Annotated in this window: 24 protein-coding genes; 7 read left to right on the forward strand and 17 right to left on the reverse strand. The window is 68.8% G+C overall.

What is annotated here, in order from left to right; translation table 11 throughout:
* Window positions 1-61 precede the first annotated feature (61 nt).
* The 6 genes from AWQ68_RS41575 to AWQ68_RS33955 all read right to left on the reverse strand — a co-directional run bounded on the left by AWQ68_RS41575 (window position 62) and on the right by AWQ68_RS33955 (window position 5,003).
* On the reverse strand, window positions 62-964 hold the full coding sequence (locus AWQ68_RS41575; RefSeq protein ID WP_084464705.1) for a VOC family protein: 903 nt from the start codon (window positions 962-964) through the stop codon (window positions 62-64).
* A gap of 426 nt (window positions 965-1,390) precedes the next feature.
* Window positions 1,391-1,726 carry a hypothetical protein gene (locus AWQ68_RS43020; RefSeq protein WP_157546122.1) on the reverse strand — a complete coding sequence of 112 codons (336 nt, stop codon included), beginning with the start codon at window positions 1,724-1,726 and terminating at the stop codon, window positions 1,391-1,393.
* A gap of 1,070 nt (window positions 1,727-2,796) precedes the next feature.
* Entirely contained in the window at window positions 2,797-2,946 is a 150-nt protein-coding gene (locus AWQ68_RS43025) for a hypothetical protein (protein WP_157546125.1), read from the reverse strand.
* 298 nt (window positions 2,947-3,244) lie between these two features.
* Window positions 3,245-3,613 carry a hypothetical protein gene (locus AWQ68_RS33945; RefSeq protein WP_157546128.1) on the reverse strand — a complete coding sequence of 123 codons (369 nt, stop codon included), beginning with the start codon at window positions 3,611-3,613 and terminating at the stop codon, window positions 3,245-3,247.
* A 69-nt stretch (window positions 3,614-3,682) separates the two neighbouring features.
* Window positions 3,683-4,339, reverse strand: coding sequence for a hypothetical protein (locus AWQ68_RS33950; protein WP_066948730.1), 657 nt, complete (start codon window positions 4,337-4,339; stop codon window positions 3,683-3,685).
* 247 nt (window positions 4,340-4,586) lie between these two features.
* Window positions 4,587-5,003, reverse strand: coding sequence for a MerR family transcriptional regulator (locus AWQ68_RS33955; RefSeq protein ID WP_066948733.1), 417 nt, complete (start codon window positions 5,001-5,003; stop codon window positions 4,587-4,589).
* A gap of 58 nt (window positions 5,004-5,061) precedes the next feature.
* Here AWQ68_RS33955 and AWQ68_RS33960 point away from each other — a divergent pair, with 58 nt between their 5' ends.
* Window positions 5,062-5,868, forward strand: a complete 807-nt coding sequence (locus AWQ68_RS33960) for an MBL fold metallo-hydrolase (RefSeq protein ID WP_066948736.1) — start codon at window positions 5,062-5,064, stop codon at window positions 5,866-5,868.
* Window positions 5,869-5,970: 102 nt separating this feature from the next.
* On the opposite strand, the gene AWQ68_RS33965 is transcribed toward AWQ68_RS33960, so the two are convergent.
* A complete protein-coding gene (locus AWQ68_RS33965; protein WP_218007146.1) occupies window positions 5,971-6,378 on the reverse strand; it encodes a cytidine deaminase family protein in 408 nt (135 codons plus the stop codon).
* A 281-nt stretch (window positions 6,379-6,659) separates the two neighbouring features.
* Here AWQ68_RS33965 and AWQ68_RS33970 point away from each other — a divergent pair, with 281 nt between their 5' ends.
* Complete coding sequence (locus tag AWQ68_RS33970; RefSeq protein ID WP_218007147.1) at window positions 6,660-7,313, forward strand: class I SAM-dependent methyltransferase; 654 nt, start codon at window positions 6,660-6,662, stop codon at window positions 7,311-7,313.
* A gap of 308 nt (window positions 7,314-7,621) precedes the next feature.
* Window positions 7,622-8,314 (forward strand): alpha/beta fold hydrolase, encoded by a 693-nt coding sequence (locus AWQ68_RS33975; protein WP_066948744.1) that lies wholly within the window; start codon window positions 7,622-7,624, stop codon window positions 8,312-8,314.
* A gap of 252 nt (window positions 8,315-8,566) precedes the next feature.
* Here AWQ68_RS33975 and AWQ68_RS33980 read toward each other — a convergent pair whose 3' ends face one another.
* The gene (locus AWQ68_RS33980; protein ID WP_218007148.1) at window positions 8,567-9,055 is read right to left on the reverse strand and encodes a MarR family winged helix-turn-helix transcriptional regulator; all 489 of its coding nucleotides are present in this window, start codon (window positions 9,053-9,055) and stop codon (window positions 8,567-8,569) included.
* Window positions 9,056-9,115: 60 nt separating this feature from the next.
* Here AWQ68_RS33980 and AWQ68_RS33985 point away from each other — a divergent pair, with 60 nt between their 5' ends.
* Together AWQ68_RS33985 and AWQ68_RS33990 are read left to right on the forward strand one after the other, a co-directional pair.
* On the forward strand, window positions 9,116-9,742 hold the full coding sequence (locus AWQ68_RS33985) for a TIGR03086 family metal-binding protein (RefSeq protein ID WP_218007149.1): 627 nt from the start codon (window positions 9,116-9,118) through the stop codon (window positions 9,740-9,742).
* On the forward strand, window positions 9,739-10,155 hold the full coding sequence (locus AWQ68_RS33990; RefSeq protein ID WP_066948752.1) for a RidA family protein: 417 nt from the start codon (window positions 9,739-9,741) through the stop codon (window positions 10,153-10,155). Before AWQ68_RS33985 ends, AWQ68_RS33990 begins: the two co-directional genes overlap by 4 nt.
* Before the next feature lie 122 nt (window positions 10,156-10,277).
* Here AWQ68_RS33990 and AWQ68_RS33995 read toward each other — a convergent pair whose 3' ends face one another.
* The 5 genes from AWQ68_RS33995 to AWQ68_RS34010 all read right to left on the reverse strand — a co-directional run bounded on the left by AWQ68_RS33995 (window position 10,278) and on the right by AWQ68_RS34010 (window position 13,448).
* Window positions 10,278-11,549 carry an RNA polymerase sigma factor gene (locus tag AWQ68_RS33995; protein ID WP_066948934.1) on the reverse strand — a complete coding sequence of 424 codons (1,272 nt, stop codon included), beginning with the start codon at window positions 11,547-11,549 and terminating at the stop codon, window positions 10,278-10,280.
* Window positions 11,550-11,553: 4 nt separating this feature from the next.
* Window positions 11,554-11,724: a hypothetical protein gene (locus tag AWQ68_RS43030; RefSeq protein ID WP_157546131.1), complete on the reverse strand. Its 171-nt coding sequence runs from the start codon at window positions 11,722-11,724 to the stop codon at window positions 11,554-11,556.
* Complete coding sequence (locus AWQ68_RS34000) at window positions 11,721-12,116, reverse strand: YciI family protein (RefSeq protein WP_066948755.1); 396 nt, start codon at window positions 12,114-12,116, stop codon at window positions 11,721-11,723. Before AWQ68_RS34000 ends, AWQ68_RS43030 begins: the two co-directional genes overlap by 4 nt.
* A 178-nt stretch (window positions 12,117-12,294) precedes the next feature.
* Window positions 12,295-12,945 carry an ArsR/SmtB family transcription factor gene (locus tag AWQ68_RS34005; RefSeq protein WP_066948757.1) on the reverse strand — a complete coding sequence of 217 codons (651 nt, stop codon included), beginning with the start codon at window positions 12,943-12,945 and terminating at the stop codon, window positions 12,295-12,297.
* Window positions 12,946-12,947: 2 nt separating this feature from the next.
* The gene (locus AWQ68_RS34010; RefSeq protein ID WP_066948760.1) at window positions 12,948-13,448 is read right to left on the reverse strand and encodes a cupin domain-containing protein; all 501 of its coding nucleotides are present in this window, start codon (window positions 13,446-13,448) and stop codon (window positions 12,948-12,950) included.
* Window positions 13,449-13,633: 185 nt separating this feature from the next.
* Between AWQ68_RS34010 and AWQ68_RS34015 the strand changes: the two genes are divergently transcribed.
* Both AWQ68_RS34015 and AWQ68_RS34020 read left to right on the forward strand, forming a co-directional pair.
* Window positions 13,634-14,908 (forward strand): MFS transporter, encoded by a 1,275-nt coding sequence (locus AWQ68_RS34015; RefSeq protein ID WP_169809038.1) that lies wholly within the window; start codon window positions 13,634-13,636, stop codon window positions 14,906-14,908.
* Window positions 14,909-15,222: 314 nt separating this feature from the next.
* Window positions 15,223-16,689, forward strand: a complete 1,467-nt coding sequence (locus AWQ68_RS34020; RefSeq protein WP_066948765.1) for a serine/threonine-protein kinase — start codon at window positions 15,223-15,225, stop codon at window positions 16,687-16,689.
* A gap of 13 nt (window positions 16,690-16,702) precedes the next feature.
* On the opposite strand, the gene AWQ68_RS34025 is transcribed toward AWQ68_RS34020, so the two are convergent.
* The 4 genes from AWQ68_RS34025 to AWQ68_RS34040 all read right to left on the reverse strand — a co-directional run bounded on the left by AWQ68_RS34025 (window position 16,703) and on the right by AWQ68_RS34040 (window position 19,818).
* Window positions 16,703-17,428 (reverse strand): FHA domain-containing protein, encoded by a 726-nt coding sequence (locus AWQ68_RS34025; protein ID WP_066948768.1) that lies wholly within the window; start codon window positions 17,426-17,428, stop codon window positions 16,703-16,705.
* A 319-nt stretch (window positions 17,429-17,747) separates the two neighbouring features.
* The gene (locus AWQ68_RS34030) at window positions 17,748-18,458 is read right to left on the reverse strand and encodes an HAD family hydrolase (protein WP_066948770.1); all 711 of its coding nucleotides are present in this window, start codon (window positions 18,456-18,458) and stop codon (window positions 17,748-17,750) included.
* Between the two features lie 86 nt (window positions 18,459-18,544).
* Window positions 18,545-18,838 carry a hypothetical protein gene (locus AWQ68_RS34035; protein ID WP_066948772.1) on the reverse strand — a complete coding sequence of 98 codons (294 nt, stop codon included), beginning with the start codon at window positions 18,836-18,838 and terminating at the stop codon, window positions 18,545-18,547.
* Window positions 18,839-18,918: 80 nt separating this feature from the next.
* Entirely contained in the window at window positions 18,919-19,818 is a 900-nt protein-coding gene (locus AWQ68_RS34040; RefSeq protein WP_066948775.1) for a carbohydrate kinase family protein, read from the reverse strand.
* Window positions 19,819-19,848: the final 30 nt, after the last annotated feature.

The raw sequence follows: 19,848 nt of genomic DNA on the forward strand, positions 1-19,848 counted from the left end.
AGCGCCACCTGAGCCGGCACTTCGCGGTACGGCTGTCCAGACGTGAACCAGGGATGCTTCCTCAGCCGTAGTTGGAGATCTCGATGAGGTTGTGGTCCGGGTCCCGGATGTACAGGCTGGTGATCGGGCCGAGCGCGCCGGTCCTGGGAACCGGACCCTCTTCGATGGGTACGCCGGCGGCGGTCAGATGGGCGGCCACCTGATCCAGGGGCGAGTGGGTGATCAGGCAGAGGTCGGCGCTGCCCGGCACGGGGCGGAGGGCGTGCGGCCGGATCTCGTGCCCGGCCTGGTGCAGGTTGATCTTGCTGGAACCGAAGGCGAGCGCGTGGCGGCCACCGCCGAAAGTCACCGGCTCCATTCCGAGGGCGTCCCGATAGAAGTCGATCGTCCGGGGGATGTCGGCCACGGTCAGGACGAGGTGATCGAGGCTCGCAATGCGGACGGCGAAGGTCTCCTTGACGGCCTCCCAGGCCACCGGTGGCAGGAGGTCCCGATTACGGGCGAAGAACGCGTGAAGCGCGGCCCCGTGTTCCGCGCGGATGTCCGCGTTGTGCCGGGCGACGTCGATCTCGTTCGCGGCCGTGATCAGGATGAACGCCCGAAGTCCGGCGTCGGAGGGGGCAACCGGCCGACCCGTGAAGCGGTCTACGAAGCGCAGGGCGGGATAGGTGGCCGCGCGGTCGCAGGAGGCGTAGAGATACACCAGCGCCTCGGCCGGGGCCCCGATCACCTCGGCCAGCGCGGCCCGATCGGCGAGGTCGAGGAGCCGGTGGTCGAAGCCATCTGTGCCGTAGGTCGCGTGACACAGACCGGCGAGCTGCACCTCTTCAGGCGCGTCCCAGTCCTTGAGCTGGGCCACGACGCGGTGCAGGTGCTCCAGGAGCGTGCCGCCGGGGTGAGGGATCTCGGCGGCGCCCTTGGAGGCGAGGAATGCTGTCGAATCCGTAAAGGTATCCGCTGTCATGTTCGCCTTGTATACACCAGTGGGTGAGACCGACGAGGACAGGGGCGCTGATGCCGAAGGTCCCGAACACCGGTGTCCGCTGGGCCGGAGGGAGTATGTTCGCGAATCCCGCCATGCCACTCTCGCAGGGCGGGCATCAAGGTTGGCAGGTCAGACGGTGTGCTGGGTTGCCGCGAGAGCACACTCACGGCACATGAGCGTGGAAACCGCTCAAAGCCGATGAGAACCAGCGGAAGCCGAAACCACAGGTCAACAGCGAATGCGATCAATCGGCCCAGGCCGCAGCCCGCACGTCATCAGATTTCGATGATCTGACGATTCTGCGCGAGAGCGTGTGGTCTGACCTACTGGTCAGGCTGAATGTGAGGATGTCAGCTCGACTCTTGTTGAGCGGACCACGAGCGCTCCCAGGTGTCGTGGACGTCACTAACCAGGTCCCACGCTCAAGAGAACAAAGAGCGTTGGGGTAATGAGTCCGTACAGCAGGCCGAAGGCGACGGGATTTCGGGGCCAATTCTGAAAATCACTTTCATCCGGTGGGGATCGGAGTACGGAAAGGCCGGCGACGAATGGCATAAATAGCGCCATCGCAAGCATCTCCTCGCGCCAGTCATCAAATGGAGGTTTCAAGATGCCCGTCATGCCCAGTACGAGGAGAAGGACTTCGGTGACCACCGTGGAAGTGGCTGCGCAGATCAGCCAGTACGTCCACCTCGACGGTTTCAGCACGTTGGCCCTCCCGTTGATGCCGGTCGCCTCCATACCCGGTAGTCCGTGCGCCGGCCGAAAGGCCAAGGCCAGGATCCGCTTCGCGGCCCGGGGTGGTATCCGACAACGGTCGCCGTGGTGCTGACGCCGTCACGCCGGACGATCGGCTTCTTGAAAAAGCTCCATCCGCCATATACGCCCAGACCAAGGCCTAACACCCTGGTGCGACCGATGAACACCTCAGGCGCCACGCCATGCAGTTTCATGGATATCCCATCGGTCGGGGAGACGTATGGGGAAAAGCGAGCGACGAAACTTGCTCCAGTTTGCAAGCAGGGGGGCAATGCCCCCTTGGCGGAACCGCGGCCGCAATTCACCGATCTTTGGCAGCTATCAGGGGGCGGGAGCGGAGTGGGCGAGGCGATCCCAGACCAGACGCCGGCATTCCGCTGACAGACCCTGGTCCCTCATGGCCCTATGTAGCAGGTCAAAATCGCACCCGTGCGCGCTCATATGGTCGAGGAGGGGGTCGTAACGATCGGCCCTGTCCCGTACGAGTTCCGTAGCCAGCCGTAGTTCCAAACGAACCGCAGGAACTTGGTGCGAGCCACATGCGATCCACACGTAGTGCTGCCATGGGCCGCGGCCAACGCATTCCATCGCGTCAGAGTCAACCTGCCTCTCAACGGTGCTTATTTCCACCTTGACCCCGTGCACCTCGTACCTGGTGAAGTACTGCGAGGACTGTGGAAGCCACGAGGCGGCATGAAGGCAGGGGAACGAGGTGAGCGCGGCAGCGAACCGATCCACATCCTCTCGCCGCGCCACCAGGAGGTCGATATCCCCGGCAGGAAGCTGAACACCTTGGAGAAGAGCTGCGCTCGTGCCCCCTACGCGGTAAGCGACGTCGGCATCCACGGCTCGCATGGCAGTGAGCACGGTGTCCAGCGTCGTAGTTATGTCCGCCGCGCGAAGAAATGTTCCACCGTTGTCCATGACGAGCAGCGTAAGGTCAAGAGGACGCGACAGAACAGGCGTCACCGGCCACACGCCAGAGCTTCAGATCAACGAATGCATGAGCAAAAGGGGCCGGTTAGAACAGCTCAAACCACGGTTCTCCCTGCTCAACGAGGTAGGTGAACGGTTAACACGTCCCGCGACACGATGATCTCGTGCAGCGATTCGATGCCGCAGGAGTCGACCTGGTCCCTGGTGAACGGGTCCGAGTGGCCGAGCAACACCCGCGGGGTGTCATGGTGGAGATCCTCGGTCACGAGGGCATCGGTGCATCGATCGATCGCGCGGCGACCGACAGTCCTTCCGGCGCCGAACAGGCATGGCTTGGCGAATATCCGACTGTCGGGATAGAGGCGGACGCCGTGGTGCAAGAGATCCGTCGATGGAGTCCACCGGCGTGGGCGCGTCTGACGGTTCGAGCTCGGGACCTTCAGTGCTTGCAATGGCCGTGCGACTTCTGCGGCACGCGCCCACCGTCCTCAGCCGTGCTAATCGGTATAGGCCCTGCCGTCTATCTGGCGCTCGCTTCCCCCACCACGCCGCCCTGGCATACGATCACTCGTCATGACTGACCTCTTTGACAGTCTTTTGGTGCTGCTTCCGCTGGGAGTCCTTGGACATGCGGCGTATCGCGCATTCCTGAACCCGGGCGATGCCACTGGGATCTTTCGAAGAGGGTTCCTTGCCGCTGGCGTTGTGTTGCTCTTTCTGCCGCTGGTAGGCGTAGTCCAGATCTTTGGTCGCGACTTCTCTTCCGGCCCAGAGACGTTTGATATCGCGGTGAAGGCAGGGTTCGGAATGCTGCTCGCGGCGCTCATCTGTGCAGTCGTCGAGCGTAAGCAGGGCCATCATCAGGAATGAATGCAGGGCCGTGTACTGCAACAGAGGCACACGGCGGCTCGCATCCACACCCATTTCCAGCACCCCAGGAGACCAAGTTGTGAGCCCTGACCATGCAGGCTCCCAGGGTGATCGCCCAGCGCTGACGATCGCTTACGGGGAAGGCTCAACCCACGGAAAACCGTCGGGGTCGGCTGCGGATCGGGCCTGAATCATCGCGTCGTCGTGTCCACGCACGTCACTTAGGAATGGGAATTCCTCGGGAATCACCCGGATCTTGGCCACCGGCCGGGCCGGCGCCAGTTTGGCCACCTGGCGCTGGCGAACACCTCGTACCGGAGGCTCATGCTCGAACCCCTCGGCGGATAGGAGATAGACCGTTCCTTCCTGCCATGGGCCGAGGTCGAGCACGGGCCGGCTGATGGAGAAGTAGTAGTAGGGCTCGCCGGCGACGTCCCTACACGAGTTGACCATCGACAGCGGATGATCGCGGTTGAGTATCGCGTAGAACATCGGCCAGATGCCGTCCGATGCCGCATAGACGGCTGTGCGATTACCGAAGTCCTCGTTGTCGTAGGACCGGCGTGGCTCGAAGCGCTCGATCGAGGGATTGTACGAGCCGTGGAGAACGTATCCTGCTTGCTCGGCGACATAACAAAGGAACTGCCACTTCGGCGCGGCCAAGGTATAGGGAATCGGTTTGTCGGGTCCTTGGGCAACCGCGTCAGCGAGTAACGAGGCGAAGTCGGCCAGGGTCTCGTCGTCCGGGCTGAAGGGCGGCCGGGGCAGCCAATGGGATGGAAGATCCACGGCCTCAACCTACACACCGCGTTCCCTGTGCAAGTCCTGCAGTCGGACCCTGCCGGGACGCGACACAAGCACATCGGCCCCTCGCCGGGAACGATCATTGAAGGTGCTTCGCCAGAGGATGCTGCCCCGAGCGCCGGTGAAGATCAGGGCGTCGTCCTCTGGATTGGTGAAGCCGTCAAGGACGGCACTCCGCGCCGCCTCGCGGCCCTGCGTCCGATTGGCGGCCGGGCTGCCCTGCGGCTCGGCATCAATGGGAAGAGGCGGTCGATTCGGTTCGGGCGTTCCACACCGCTCGCTTGAAGTCGGGACAGTCCGTCAGAGGCTCGTGGTCACAGGTCGCGGCGTGGTCGAGAGCGTCGCGCAACCGGATCAACTGGTCGATGCGCTGGTTCAACTCCCCGGCTTTGACCGCCATCTTTTCGCGTATCTCCCGGTCACCGGGGCCCGCTCCCAGAAATGAGCCGATTTCGGCGATCCCGAAGCCGGCGCTGCGTGCGCACATGATCAGTCCGAGGCGTTCCAGCACCTCGGGTCGGTAGGCGCGGCGCAGACCGTTGCGGGCTGCGCTGGAGATGAGACCTTTGCGCTCGTAGAACCGCAGCGCCGAAGGGGCCAGCCCGGTGTGCTCGGCGACCTCGCCGATATCCAGAAGCGTCTCGTCCACGTCGGTGACTTCCTGTCTCCTTGACTTGAACCGCGGTTCAAGTTGCAGTCTAGGGCGCATGAAGATCCATCACCTGAACGTCGGGTCGCTGCGGGAGGTCGAGCCGACCTACAGCGCCCTCAGTCCCATGCCGGTTGTGTGCCACGCTCTGCTGGTCGAAACCGATGACGCCGGCCTTGTGCTGGTGGAGGCCGGCCTCGGGCTGGACGATGTCCGGCGGCCCGAGGAGTCGCTGGCCGCCGACTGGGTCACGCTGACCGAACCGCTTCTGGACGCAGATGAGACCGCCATCCGCCAGGTCGTTCGTCTCGGGTATGACCCCGCGGATGTTCGCGACATCGTGGTCACGCACCTGGACGTGGACCACTCCGGCGGGCTGCCTGACTTCCCGCAGGCGAGGGTTCATGTATTGGAAGCCGAATACAGGACCGCACTGGCCGAGGCTCCGAGCCGCCGCTACCGCCCCGCCCACTGGGCGCACGATCCGCACTGGATCACCTATGGCAGCGACGGTGGTCAGGACTGGTTCGGGTTCCCCGGCGCGCGTCCGCTGGAGGGCCTGCCGCCGGAGATCCTGCTGGTGCCGCTCGGCGGTCACACCGCGGGTCACGCCGGAGTAGCCGTACGCCATGACGACCGATGGCTGCTGCACGCGGGCGACGCCTACTTCTACCACCGTGAACTGGACGACGACACCCCGCACGGGCATCCGCTCATGGACATCGTGCAGCACGAATCCCAGGTAGACCAGGCGGCCCGCGTCGCCACCCAGGACCGGCTGCGCGCGCTCGTGCGTGAACACGGCGACGAGGTGACCGTCGTATCCGCGCATGATCCGTGGGAGTTCGCCCGCGTCCGATCATGACCTTCGGGCGCATCCAGATGGCGGCGGCGCGAGGAGGCCGTGATCGAGGTGTGGAACAAGGAATCTGGCAGGAACTCATCGCCTGGTCGCATCGCGGCGCGTCTACTCGACCGCGTCGGCATTGAAAGGCTGGGTGCCCTCCACAGCGTCCCACCGCCCCGCCAGAGGCATCAGGTCGATGATCCGTACGCTCTTGATGCCGCTCTCGGTCGGCGACAGAACCCGGATCCGCGGGTGGTAATCGAACAAGATCTGGCGGCAGCGTCCACACGGTCCGACGGGTCCGCGTCCCTCGTCTCCCACCGCGACGATCGCCGACAGCTCCCGTGCTCCGTGAGCGCGGGCATTTCCGAGGGTCACCAACTCGGCACACGGACCACCGGTGAAGTGGAAGAGGTTGATGCCGCCGTGGATGCGGCCCTCTTGATCACGTACGGCAGCGCCCATGCTGTGGACCAGCCCCTCGCCGTGCGAATCCACAATCCGGCGAGCGTGCTCGATCAGTTCCATGTCGTCGCTGGTCAGGTCAGAACAGGGGAATGCCGGCATTGGGCGCCTCCGCAGCACATGAGACTGAACGTCCGAGAACTATCCCGCCGAGCGGTGCCGAGGGCGATTCGATTTATCCTCACTTGTGGTCCTTTGCGCCTCAGGTCACGCCTGGTCCCCGCTTGCGGGTGAACCGGTGCATGTGTGGATCAAGGACGTCGGCGGGTTCGTCGAGTCGTCGAGCGCCCCGCGGCCATGGCAGGATGAGCGGCTTTAACCGAGCCGCAGAGAGGCATCCGCCCGTGTCCGACCTTGACAGCCAGGTTTCCTACTGGGATGCCGTCGCGGCCACGAAGACGTTCACTCACCCGCTCCATCTGGCCTGGCTCGACGGGATCGGCGCGAACGCCGCGATCCTCGACTACGGATGCGGATACGGCCGCACCATGGAGGAGCTGGAACAGCATGGCTTTCACGACCTCGCGGGCGTGGACACCTCACCAGAAATGGTCAAGCGGGCACGTGGTCCGCACCCCGCCATGCGCTTCGCGGTCTTGGACGCACCGCCCGTTTCGCCCTTCCCGGACGCGAGCTTTGACGCGGTCCTGCTCTTCGCCGTGCTGACCTGCGTCCCCGGTGATGAAGCCCAACATCGGTTGATCGCCGAGCTGAACCGCGTCCTCAAGCCCGGCGGGATCCTCTACATCAGCGATCTCCTGCTGCAAGACGACGAACGCAACCGCAGCCGCTACGACCGGTATGTGCAGGACTACGGCTGTTATGGCGTGTTCGAAACAGGCGACGGTGCCGTCTGCCGCCATCACTCCCGCGAGTGGCTCTCCGCTCTGCTCGTCGGGTTCGAACCCATCGACGCCCGAACCATCACGGTGTCCACCATGAACGGGCACGAATCAACAGGGATCCAGATTCTCGCCCGTAAGCCGATGGTGACGTAAGCGCAGATCAGATCCGCACGTATGACGACTACCGGTCATCCTGGGGGAGAGCGCCAGCGACTCGATTCGACGGCAAGGGCATCCGAGCGCGGTGCCGTCTGATCTCGATCGCGCGCTGGAGGCCCTTTACACGGCCTTCTCCCCGTACCCGCTGCGGGAGAAGGTGGAAGTCCGTGACCGCTGCGTGTCATCCGAAGGGGGGCCGGGCTGCACGCTCGGCGGCGAAGGCCCGGGTCGCCTTGGCGGTGGATCGGTCGCGTGCGGCGGCGAGGGCGAAAATTGTCGGACGGCTTCGCTAGGTTTCCGCCATGGCGGAATTCGTATTGGTTGCCGGGGCGTGGCTGGGAGCGTGGGCCTGGGACGAGGTGGTGCCGGAGCTGCGCGCGGCGGGCCATGGCGCCCACCCGTTGACGCTCTCCGGCCTCGCCGAGAAGCGAGGCGTGCCGGCCGGTCAGCAGACCCACGTCCGGGACATCGTCGATCTGGTCGAACGGCTCGACCTGCGTGAGGTCGTCGTGGTCGGGCACAGCTACTCGGGCATCCCGGTGGGGCAGGCCGCGGAGCGGATCGGGGACCGGTTGGCTCGCGCGGTCTTCGTGGACTCGAACGTTCCGAGGCCTGGGGCGGCGTTCGTCACCCACCCGTACGGCCGGGTGGTGGTGGAGTCGATCGCCGAGAATCAGGGTTTCTGGCCGCCGCTGACCGCGGCGGACTACGACGGCCAGGGGCTCACCACCGAACAGATCGCCCGGATCGTGGCCGGCTCGACGCCGCACCCGGGGGCGACGCTGACCGAGGAGGCCGTGCTGGAGCGGCCGCTCGGCGAGCTGCCGGCGACGTATATCAAGTGCCTGCTCGACGGCGACAAGCCGACCGAGGACGTGGTCGAGTTGCTGACCAGTGAGAACTGGCGGCTCGTCGAGATGGACACCGGCCACTGGCCGATGTTCTCCCAGCCGCGCGAGCTCGCACGGATCCTGCTCGACGCCGCCACCACGTGAGCCCGCGCTCGTAACGACCTGCCGACAGCGGCCGGACAGAGTCTCGCTCCGTCGGGAACTCTCGCCGGTCCGCTGCGGCTCGGTCAGAATGCGATGTCCGGATAGCGGCTCCTCATCACGCCGAAGTAGGCTTCGGGCCCCCCTTCCATGTGCTCGGGAAGTTCGTCCATGAAGGCCCGCAGCAGCGGGGTCGCGTTGTGCCGGTGCAGGTCCTCCTGCCTGTCACGCGTCGGGATCCGCTTGGGGTGGAGATCAGCGGTTGTGCGTCGCGTTCGATCGCTGAGTGGGGCGCCGATCGAGTGGAGATCTCTCGGTGATCTCTTCGCGGGGCAGTCGGTAGAGCGCCTGCAGGGCGCGGAGGAAGCCGTGACGGTCCGCCTCGGGCAGGCGGGCGAGCAGGCGCTCCTCGTTGGCCTGGATCTCGGCCCGCACCGATCCGCGCACCTTGCGGCCCTCGTCGGTGATCGTGAGGATCCTCGCCCGGCGGTCGCGAGGGTCCGGTTCGCGGGTGATCAGCCCGGCCGCCTGAAGTCTGTCGAGGGTGCTGATGATGCGGGTCTTGTCGGCGCCGATCGCTTCGGCGAGGGCGGCCTGGGTGCGTACCGAACCGTCGTCCAGCGCGCCGAGCACGGCGTAGCCCCACATCGAGACTCCATGTGCCGCGAGCACCGGTAGTTCCGCCGCGATGAGCGACTGCAAAAGAGGATGCAGCATCTCGGCGATGTCGCGGCGGCCCGTCACAGGTCCAAGATACCCAGTTGACAGATCATAAGCAGGGATGCAGATCATATGCGAGTGCACATGAATGAGCTGGTCGCCAAAGCCGATCTTGTCGCACTCGACGCCCAGGCCGTCCGTGCCAGCGTCGAGGTGGCGGCTCGAGTGCGGCCCACGGACCTGTCCCGTCCGACGCCCTGCCTCGGATGGACCGTGTACGGTCTGCTCGCGCACATGGCCACGCAGCACTACGGCTTCGCCGCGGCGTCCAGGGGAGACGGCGATCTCGCCCGGTGGAAGCTGCGTTCTCTCGACGACGACCCCGTGGCGAGCTATCGGGCCTCAGCCGAACACGTCATGGAGGCCTTCGCCGTCGACGGCGTGCTGGAGCGCATGTTCCCGCTGCCCGAGTTGGGAAGCGGGAGTGTCTTCCCCGGGGCGCAGGCGATCAGCTTTCACTTCATCGACTACGTGGTGCATTCCTGGGATCTCGCCAAGGCGCTGGGGGGCGAGGTCACGTTCCCGCCGGACCTGCTGGACGTGGCCCTCGCCGTGGCGAAAGCCGTACCCGACGGCAAGACGCGCCGCGAGCCCGGGGCGGCCTTCGCGCCGGCGCTCACGTGGTCGGGCGGGTCGCGTCTGGATGAGATCGTCGCAATCCTGGGTCGCTCACCGAGCTGGCCCGAATCTTCGAGTTGGAGCACGATATGAGCAGCAGCGTCAGATTGATCCGCAACCACCAGCTCACGCAGCAGGTGGACTACGCCTATGCCGCGGTCGCCGACGCGCCGGTGCGTTCCATCTGGGTGGCCGGCGCATGTCCCCTTGATCTCAACGGCGAGACCGTCGCGATCGGCGACTACGCCGGCCAGGCGCACCAGGTGATGCGCAACCTCGTAACCGCGCTGGAAGGGGCGGGCGCGTCATTGACGGATGTCGTGAAGACCACCGTCTACGTGGCCTCCTCCCGGCAGAGTGACCTGGGCGCGGCGTGGAAGGTGTACCGGGAGTACATGGGCGAGCATGACGTGCCCAGCACCTTGCTCGGCGTGACCGTGCTCGGCTACAACGACCAGCTCGTCGAAGTAGAGGCCGTCGCCGTGCTCGCAGGTGCGCGCGACTGAGGCAGAACCCCTGCCGTCGCGCCCGGAAGTGACGCGGGGTCGTGCACATCCCGTCCTCGTCCGCGTCGGTGGCCTCGCCGACGGGAGACCGGGCACCCGCTCCCCGGAGCGGCTTCGCGCGCTCACGTGTCGAGCTGCTCGCTTGGAAGGGACGCGGTCCGATCGGTGAGGCGGGCGGCGCGGGTGGTCAGGTAGTCACGCTCGGGGATGCTGGTCGTCCGGCTCGCCGCCGTACGGTAGTCCTCGACCGCCGACCGGCGGTCGCCGGCCATCTCCAGTAGGTGGGCCCGGGCTGCGTGGAAGCGGTGGTTCCCGGCGAGGCGGCCGTCGAGCGCCTTGAGCATCTCCAGGCCGGCGGCGGGTCCGTGGACCATGGCGGCGGCGACCGCGCGGTTGAGCGACACCACGGGGTTGTCGGACATCCGCTCCAGCAGGCCGTACAGCGCCAGGATCTGCGGCCAGTCGGTCTCCTCGGCCGTCGCCGCCTCGCTGTGCAGCGCGGCGACGGCCGCCTGCAACTGGTACGGCCCGACGGAGCCTCTGGCCAGGGTGCGGGTGACGAGCGCGACGCCTTCGGCGATGGCGCGGCCGTCCCAGAGGCTCCGGTCCTGGTCGGCGAGCGGAACGGGCATCCCCGACTTGTCGGTGCGGGCGGGGCGGCGGGCGTCGGTGAGCAGCATCAGCGCGAGCAGCCCGGCCACCTCGCAGTCGTGGGGGAGCAGCCGATGGGCCAGCCGGGTCAGCCGGACGGCCTCCCGGGAGAGCTCCACGCGGTGCAGGTCGGGGCCCGCGCTGCTGGCGTACCCCTCGTTGAAGATGAGGTACAGCACGTGCAGCACCGAACCGAGCCGGGTCGCCCGCTCCCCGGGCGGAGGCATCCGGAACGGCACGCCGGACGCCTTGATGCGCTGCTTGGCCCGGCTGATCCGCTGGGCCATGGTGGCCTCGGGCACCATGAACGCCCGGGCGATCTCGGCCGTGGTGAGGCCGCCCACGGAGCGCAGGGTGAGGGCGATCGCCGACGCCGGGGTCAGCGCGGGGTGGCAGCACAGGAACAGCATGATCAGTGTGTCGTCCCGCTCCGCCTCGAGTGCCTCCTCGGCGGAGGGCGCCGTGCGCCGTTCCGGCGGATCCTGGGAGGCCACCAACTCCTCACGGCGACGCCGGGCCTGCTCGTTGCGCACCTGGTCGGCCATCCGGCGGCAGGCGACCTGAATGAGCCAGCCCCGCGGGTTGTCCGGCACGCCCTGCGCCGGCCACTGGGCGACGGCGTCCAGCAGCGACTCCTGCACCGCGTCCTCGGCGGCGTCGAAGTCCCCGAAGCGGCGGGTGAGCAGGCCGACGACCTGCGGCGCGAGTTCGCGCAGCAAGTCGTCGACGGCAGGCGTGCTCACCGGCTCACCCCGGCCGTCCGGCCACGGAGCCGCGTACGACCGCCGCGTCAGTGCAGCGTCGCCGGCCGGGGCCCGCCGTTCCGGTGTCCCGGTCGGCGCCGCCGCGTGGAACGGCGTCGTCGGGGATGTCCGGCGGCTCGTGAGCCGGCAGGCACCCGGATCGTCCACGCGTCACAGCTCCTCGGGCGGAGCCTCCATCACCTGGCGCACCTCGATCGGCATGTTGAGCGGCTTGCCGCCGGGGCCGGGCGCGGCCGAGATGTAGGCGGCGACCTCGGCCGCCCGCTCGGGGCTCTCGCAGTCGATGATCCACCACCCGATGAGGAACTCCTTCGTCTCGGGGAAGGGGCCGTCGGTGATCACAGGGCCGCCGTCGCCGGCCCGGACGATCCGGGCCTGGTCGGGGCCCGCGAGCCCCTGGGCGTCGACGAACAGGCCGTCCTCGACGAACTTGCGGTCCGTCTCGCGCATGAACTGGATGTGCGCCGTGACGTCCTCCGCCGGCCAGGTGTGGATCGGCGGGATGTCGGTCTGCCCGCTGAACTGCATCAGCAGCATGTACTTCATGGTCTCGCTCCCTGAGCTTGTCGGCGTTTTCACCCCAGGTCGAAGCCCGCGATCCCATTCTCGACATCCTCGGGAGAATTCGCGGAGGAAATCTCCGACCAGCCGGTTCCAGGCCGTGGACGCTCCTCTGACCTCTCGGACTCCGAGGAGCGCGGCACACTCGACGCGTACGACAGGGTCAGGTGGTGTCCACCCGCCGGCCGGAGTCGCGCCAGCCCGTGATGCCGCCCTCCAGCGGTCGCGCCCGGTAGCCGTGGTCGCGCAGGAACCGGACCGCCCGGGGCGACACCACGCAGAACGGACCGCCGCAGTAGGCCACGATCTCGACGTCGTGCGGCAGCTCGTCGAGCCGGTCCCCCAGCTCTGCCAGCGGCAGCGAGACCGCGCCCGGCAGGTGCCCCTCGGCGTAGGAGGCGGCGGAGCGCACGTCGAGCACCATCGTGCCGGGGTCGGACATGCGGGCCGCCAGTTCGTCGGCGGTCACCCCTTCAAGAGAGTCGATGTGGTCCGACACCGCGTTCCTGAGATCGGCGAGCCGCTCGTGCGCGAAGTCCCGCAACCGGCCGAGGAACTGCGGGACGCGCTCGTCGGCGAGCCGGTAGTAGACCCGCGTCCCCACCTTGCGACCGCTCACGAGATGCGCCGCGCGCAGCTGCTGCAACTGGGCCGAGGTGTTCTTCAGCGGGATCCCCGCGTCCTCGGCCAGCTCCTCGACCGTGCGCTCGCGCTCACCCAGGACGTCCAGCAGCCGCAACCGCACCGGACTCCCGAACGCTTTGCCGATGCGGGCGAGCTGCTGGTAGATCGGCTCCTCGGGGTACTCGGCCATGGTCAGACCATGTACTGGTCGTGCCGGCGGAACAGCTCGGTCCACTCCTCCGGGCTGAGTTCCCGTCCGGTGGTCGCGATCTCGGCGAGTTCCTCGAAGTACGACTCCCGCGGCGCTCCCGGGGTGAACATCAGCAGCATCGAGGCGGGCTCGCCCGACTCGTTCCGGAACGCGTGGATTCCGCCCTCCGGCACGTAAAGGAAGTCGCCCGGCGTCCCGTCCACCCAGCGCTCCCCGTTGTACAGCCGGATGGTGCCGGAGAGGACGTAGAACGACTCGGTCATCGTGCGGTGGAAATGCGGGCTGGGGCCGGACGGCCGGGAACCCATCTCCCACCGGTACAGGCCGAAGTGCCCGTGGGTCGATGCCCCGGTGGCGAGGTAGTGCACGTTCGTCCCGGTGCCGTCCGGGCGCATCCGCAGGTCGGGCGGGGTGGACGCGGGCCGGAACACTCCGCTGCTCTCGCCCGCCTCGGCCAGGTATCGCTCCTTCGGGTACGACATCGTCCGTCTCCTCTCGAATTCTAAGGATTTTTAGAATAGCGACCTGAATCTTCAGCGACAAGAGGCCCGGTGGCACCGGTCCCGGTTGAGCAGTGGACGCTCTCCGCGCCCCTGGTTGGGGTGCCAGGGGGCGGCGGGGGCGTGTCGGGATGGCGGAGGCGTGGGCGGCCCCTCAGCGTGGGCCCGTGACTGCGTGGTCGGAACGGATGCCGTCGCGCCGGATGGCGCGGGATGCCTGGCTGGTCGTCGTCGCGAGGGCGTTGCGAACCTTCGGGTACGGATGCACGAGCGTCCTGCTGGCCGGGATGCTCGCCCAGGACGGCGACGCTCCCTGGCAGACGGGGATGCTGCTCGCCGTCGCGTCGGCGGGGTCCGTGGCGTCCAGCCTGGCGCTCGGGTTGTTCGCCGACCGCTGGGGCCGGCGGCGCGCGCTGATCGTGTGCGGATGCCTGATGGCGCTCGCCGGGGCCGTCTTCGCGGTCAGCGAGTCGTATCCGGCCCTGGTCGCGGCCGCGTTCGTCGGCACCATCTCGCCGTCGACCAATGACAACACCCCCTTCTCGGGGGTCGAGCAGTCGATCCTCGCCCAGACGTGCGAACCCGCGCGGCTCACCGGGATCTTCACCGTCTACAACGTGACGGCGCTCGCGGCGGGAGCGCTCGGCGGACTGGCCGCGGCCGCGTTGGGGCTGCAGCACGTCGTCTCCGCCGGGGACGCCGCGTTCGCGCTGTACGCGGTGCTGGCGGCCGCGACCGTGCTCCTGTTCCTCGGGCTCTCGCCCGCCGCCGAAGCGGGCGCCGTCGCCGCGAGCGGGGTCGCCGCGAAGAACGGGGACGCGAAGAACGGGGACGCGGAGGACGTCGCCCCGGTCCCGATGTCGCGGCTGCCGCGCCGGGTGCGCCGCCTGGTGGGCCTGTTCGCCGTGGACGCCTTCGCCGGGGGTCTCGTCGTGCAGGCCGTCCTCGCCTGGTGGTTCGCGCACCGTTTCGGCGCGACCACCTCGCAGCTGGGCCTCATCTTCTTCGCCGCGAACCTGCTGCCCGCGCTCGCCCAGCTCGCCGCGCCCCTCTTGGCCGCTCGTCGCGGTCTGCTCGCCGCGATGCTGCTGCCGCACTTCGTGTCCAACATCATCCTCGCCTGCGTCGCGTTCGCGCCCGGGCTCGGCGCCGCGGTCGCCCTGCTCCTGGTACGGCAGAGCCTCTCGAAGATCGACGTGCCCGCCCGCCAGGCGTTCATGGCGGTGGTCGTACGGCCGAGCGAGCGTACGGCGGCCGCGAGCATGGCCGGCATCGCCCGCAGCGTCGCGGTCTCGGTGAGCCCCGTCGCCGCGACCGCGATGCTCTCCGGGCCGGTCGGCGTCGCGGGCGCGCCGCTGCTCCTCGGAGCCGCGCTCGCCATCTGCTACGACGTCACGGTGTGGCGTTCCTACCGGTCGGCTGTCCTGACCGCCGATTCCTGAGCCCGCCACCCGTCCGAACGCCCCGGGTCACCGGGCGGCCGGCGGGTGCGGAGCGGTTCAGCGTGAAACGCTTCGAAGATGTGTAAAAAGGGCTAAATGCCATAAGTGCCTCATGGGGTCCATCGAGGCGGCAAGTGGCACGGCGACGCCGCGTGGCGAGGAGTGGGATGCGGAGCCGCGCATTTCACACAAATTCCTCGGCGTTGCCGAATTCCCTCGAATTCGAAGATCCTCAACGGTTAGCATGACGGTGCAGCTGACCATGCGCACTGACTGTGCGCTGACAGAGTGACGTCGAGAAGATGGGGCGCCACATGGACACCGAGGGCTGGGCGGTCAGCGTGCCGACGGGATACCGCGTCGGTGACTGGCGGGTGACCCGGCCCATCGCCTCCGGCAGCTGGGCCAGCGTCTACGAGGCACGGCCGGTGAACGGCGACGCGGCGCCCGCGGCGCTGAAGTTCCTTCCCACCGGCACCGTCACCCGCCGCCAGCTGCGGCACCTGCGGGACATGACCCAGCGGGAGATCCGCCTCCACCACACGCTCCGCCATCCGCGCATCGTCCAGGTCAGCGAGACGCTCGTCGTGGAGGACGCGGACGATCCGGACCTCGACGGCGCCTGCGTCCTGGTCATGGAGCTCGCCGAGGGGTCGCTGGCCGACCTGCTCCGGGCAGGGGCTCCGGGAACCCCCGTTCCCGACGCGCCCAGACTGATCACGGAGATCTGCGAGGGACTGGCGCATCTGCACGCCGAGGGCTGGATGCACGGCGACCTCAAACCGAGCAATGTGCTCCTGATGGCGGACGGCTCCATCCGGCTCGCCGACTTCGGCCTGGCCACGGAGATCGACGGGACCCACGGCTACCTCCCTCCGGCGGGGTCGATCGACCACGTGCCCCCGGAGCGCTGGAGTGAGCCGCTGACCGAGCGCGGCCACGCCGTACGGACCTCGGCCGACATCTGGGCGCTCGGCGTGACGGCCTGCCAGCTGCTCACCGGCCATCTGCCCTTCAGCGCCCCCACGCCCCGCGCGCGTTACGTCGCGGCCGCCGAGTACGCGGCCGGCGAGCGGCACCTGGCGCTTCCCACCTCGCTGCCGGACGCCTGGCGGACCTGGATCGGCGACTGCCTGTCGCCCCGCCCGAGGTCCCGGCCCGAGGCGGCGCGCCAGCTGCAGCGGGCCCGCGTGCTCGCCGGCACCGTACGCGTGCCGGCGCGGACCAGGGGACGCGCCGTCCTCGGGATGGCCGCCGCCGCCCTCCTCGTGCTCGCGTGCGGCTCGGGCGCGACGGCCGTGGACCACCGGCCCGACCCCTACGCGCGCTGGCTGCGTACCGACTCCGACATTCCACGCGAATATCGCGGGCTGATCGTCCAGGCCGGCACCTCGTGCGGCGAGCCCGGCCTGACGCCGGCGCTCGTCGCCGCGATCCTGAAGGCGGAGAGCGGCTTCGACCCCGACCTGTCCGATCCGGCCAAGGACGAGTACGGCCTCGCGCGGTGGACGCCGTCCGTGATGCGCTTCTACCTTCCGGTGGACAGGCGGGATGAGATCCCGACGCCTCCGCTGCCCCCCGAGGACTCCATCCCCGCCGTCGGCCGCTACCTGTGCGTACGGCTGCCGCTGCTGGCCGGGGTGCCCGGGGACCAGGGTCTGCTGGGGGCGGCGGCCTTCCGCTCCTCCGACGATGTGATCCGCCAGGAGAACGGCGTACCGGCCCGCTTCCAGCAGTATGTGGACCGGGTGCGCCGCTTCCGCGCCGACTACCAGCCGTGAAACGTGCGCGCGCTCAGCCGTCGAGCAGCGCCAGGTGGTCCTCGGTGACGAGGTCGAACCGGAGCGCGACGGACACCAGGGCGGCCCGCTGCCAGTCGGCCTTCCGCACGTCGGACGCCTCCTTGACGCGCAGTTTGGTCCTGGCCAGATAGTCGATGTGGAAGTTGACGGCGGGCCGGGTCAGCTCCGCGCCGCCGGGAACGCGCCGCAGGCGCTCCAGCACCTCGGGAACCGTGGGAATGACCGGAGACGAGCAGTCCCGCAGCCGCGGCTCGCACAGCGCGACCAGCACCAGGAAGTACTTCGCCGTCTCGTCCACGGCGAACGCCGACAGCGTCGGCTCGCCCGCGGTGCTTTCCGGCGCGTCGAAGTCGATGTAGCTGTGCTGTGAGGCGAACACCAGGAACGAGCACGACCCGTCGGCGACCGGCAGCACCACGCGGGCGAACTCGAACGGCACGGGCGCCGCGGCCCGCCCGGGAGCCACCTTGAGAAACTCGCCGCCGCCTTCGGGGTTCTCCACCACGAGGGTGGCGGCGCGGCTGAGGTTGGTCAGCAGCCAGTAGTCATCCACCGCACGGATCGCCCCTGCCCGCCGCGAGACCCCGGGATGGCTCAGCGGGAAGTCGACGGGGGCGGATCGGTCACCGCGGCCGAAGCTGACCTCACGACCGGGAGGGATCTCCAGAGTGGATGATTCGGGCCCGGGGGATTCGGCCTGCAGGAGGATCGTCCGCATTTCCTCTGGGCCTCCGCGCGGATGACGACGACACCCTTGAATCTTCGAGGTTAGCAAATTCGGGATCACGGCAGACGATGTCAATGGCCCGGAAAACACGGACGCGCAGGGGGATGACCGCAATCGCCGCCGGTGGATTTCCGGCCTGTCGGAAATCCGGCATCCGCCGGAGAATCCATCGGCGCAAGGAGGGGGAAATGTTCTCTGCGCGAGTGAGAACCGGGGGAGGGGTGGCGGGGGCCGCGACGGCGCCGCCGACGAGATCCGCGCCCGCGCCCGCCTGACCGATCGTCACCGGCGGGCGGGCGCGGAAACGCTGTCAGGGGTTCTGCCGTACGCCGAGCTCGTCGAGGCGGTTGAGCATGTCGGCGGGGTCGGAGTACACCCGGAACGCGCCCGCGCGCTCCAGCTCGTCCCTGCCGTACCCGCCGGACAGCAGGCCGATCCCGAGCGACCCGGCGCGGCGCGCGGCGAGCAGGTCCCAGACGCTGTCCCCGACCACCATCGCCGAGCGGGGGTCGATGCCGAGCAGGGCGGCGCCGGCGAGGAAGAGGTCGGGGTCGGGCTTGGCCCGGCGCACCAGGTCGCGGGTGACCATGGGCGTGTCCTCCGGCAGACGGAGCATGTCGAGCGCCCGCCGGGCGGTCTTGGCGTACCCGCTGGTCGCGATCGCCCACGGCACCCCGCGCTCGGTGAGCTCGGCCAGCAGCTCGACCGCCCCCGGCAGCGGCTTCACCGAGTCGATCTGCTCGGTGTAGGCGGCCGCGTGCGCGTGCTGGAGATCGTCGATCTGCTCCTGCGTGAGTGACAAACCGGTCTCCCGCAGCAGCGCGGTGACGAAAAGGCCGCCGCTCATGCCGATGCGCCGGTGGATCCGCCAGACGGACAGGTCGATGCCCATCTCGGCCAGCGCCGAACGCCAGGCGATCACGTGCTGGTACACGCTGTCGATCAGGGTGCCGTCGAGGTCGAAGAGGAACGCCGGGTTGGTCGGCTCGGGATAGTGAAGGTCAGTGCTCACTTGTCCCATTCTCGCCGGAGGCCGCCCGTCGGCCTCCACCGGCGTCCGGCTATGGCGAGGCCCGCGGCCCTCCGGGACCGCGGGCTCCGATCAGCTCACACTCCGGCCCGGGAGGGGGCGCGCATCGCCTGCTGCTGGGTCTCCTGCCACTCGGCCATCTCGTGCCGCTTCATGTCGCGCATCTCCTCCATGCGGAGCGCGACCCCCATGGCGAAGAAGGTCGGTGCCCACTCGCCGACGAAGATGCCCCAGCGGTCCGCCCGGTCCTGGCCCGCGGCCTCGTAGTTCCTGGAGAGGAACCAGGACGCGGCGGCGAGGCCGATCGAGGCGAGCCCGGCCGTGTACATCATGCTGGAGCGCAGCCCCATTCTGTGGAGAGTGCTGATCATGTTCCCCCCTGGACAGTGGTATCCCCTCTTCTGGTTACCCTCCGTTATGTGTGACAAACGGTACGCGCCCGGACAAACCGCTAGAAGCGGGCATCGACCTCCGCGCGCGACGGCGGCGCCGCGCCCGCCCGCGTGCAGGTGAGCGCGGCGGCGAGGACCGCGTAGCGCAGCGCGTCCGGGAGCGCCATGCCCCGGTCGGCGGTCGCGTGCAGGAAGGCGCCCGTGAAGGCGTCCCCGGCGCCGACCGTGTCCACCACCCGTACGGGCACGCCGCCCGCCTCCGCGGGGGAGCCGCCGCGGGGCAGCGCGACCGCTCCGGCCGCCCCCCTGGTCACCAGGACGAGGTCGAGATCGTGCTCGGCGAGCCACGCCCGCGCCGTGTCGAGCGGGGCGCGTTCCGGGTGCAGCCAGCGCAGGTCCTCCTCGCTGGCCTTGACCACGTGCGCCGCCCCGAGCCATGCCTCCACCTCCTCCAGGTACGGCTCCCGCCCCGGCAGTGCGGCCGGCCGCACGTTGACGTCGTAGACCACCGTGACCTCGTCCCGGTGGCCCGCGGCCCACGAGCGCAGCACGTCGGCGCCCGGCCGTACGACGGAGGCGAGCGAGCCGACGTGCAGGGCGCGGGTGCCGGGCGGCAGCGACGCGGGCAGCTCGCCGGGGGTCCACTGCCAGTCGGCGGTGCGCTCCATGTAGAACCGGAAGTCCGCGGAGCCGTGCTCGTCGAGGTCCACCACCGCCAGCGTCGTCGGCTCGTCCGCCTCGACGGCGAGGGAGAGGTCCACCCCGCTCGCGGTCAGGTGGTCGCGCAGCCGCCGTCCGAACCCGTCCCGCGACAGCCGGCACAGCAGCCGGGCCGGAGTGCCGAGCCGTGCGACGGCGACCGCCGTGTTGGCCGGGCCGCCGCCCGGCACCGCGCGCCAGGTGTTCTCCCCGCCGGTCGGGACGAGGTCGACGAGGGCCTCGCCGCACACGATGATCACAGTTCCTCCCGCTGGGTGCCGTTCTCGCCC

Source organism: Microtetraspora fusca, from assembly GCF_001570365.1.
Taxonomy (GTDB): domain Bacteria; phylum Actinomycetota; class Actinomycetes; order Streptosporangiales; family Streptosporangiaceae; genus Microtetraspora; species Microtetraspora fusca.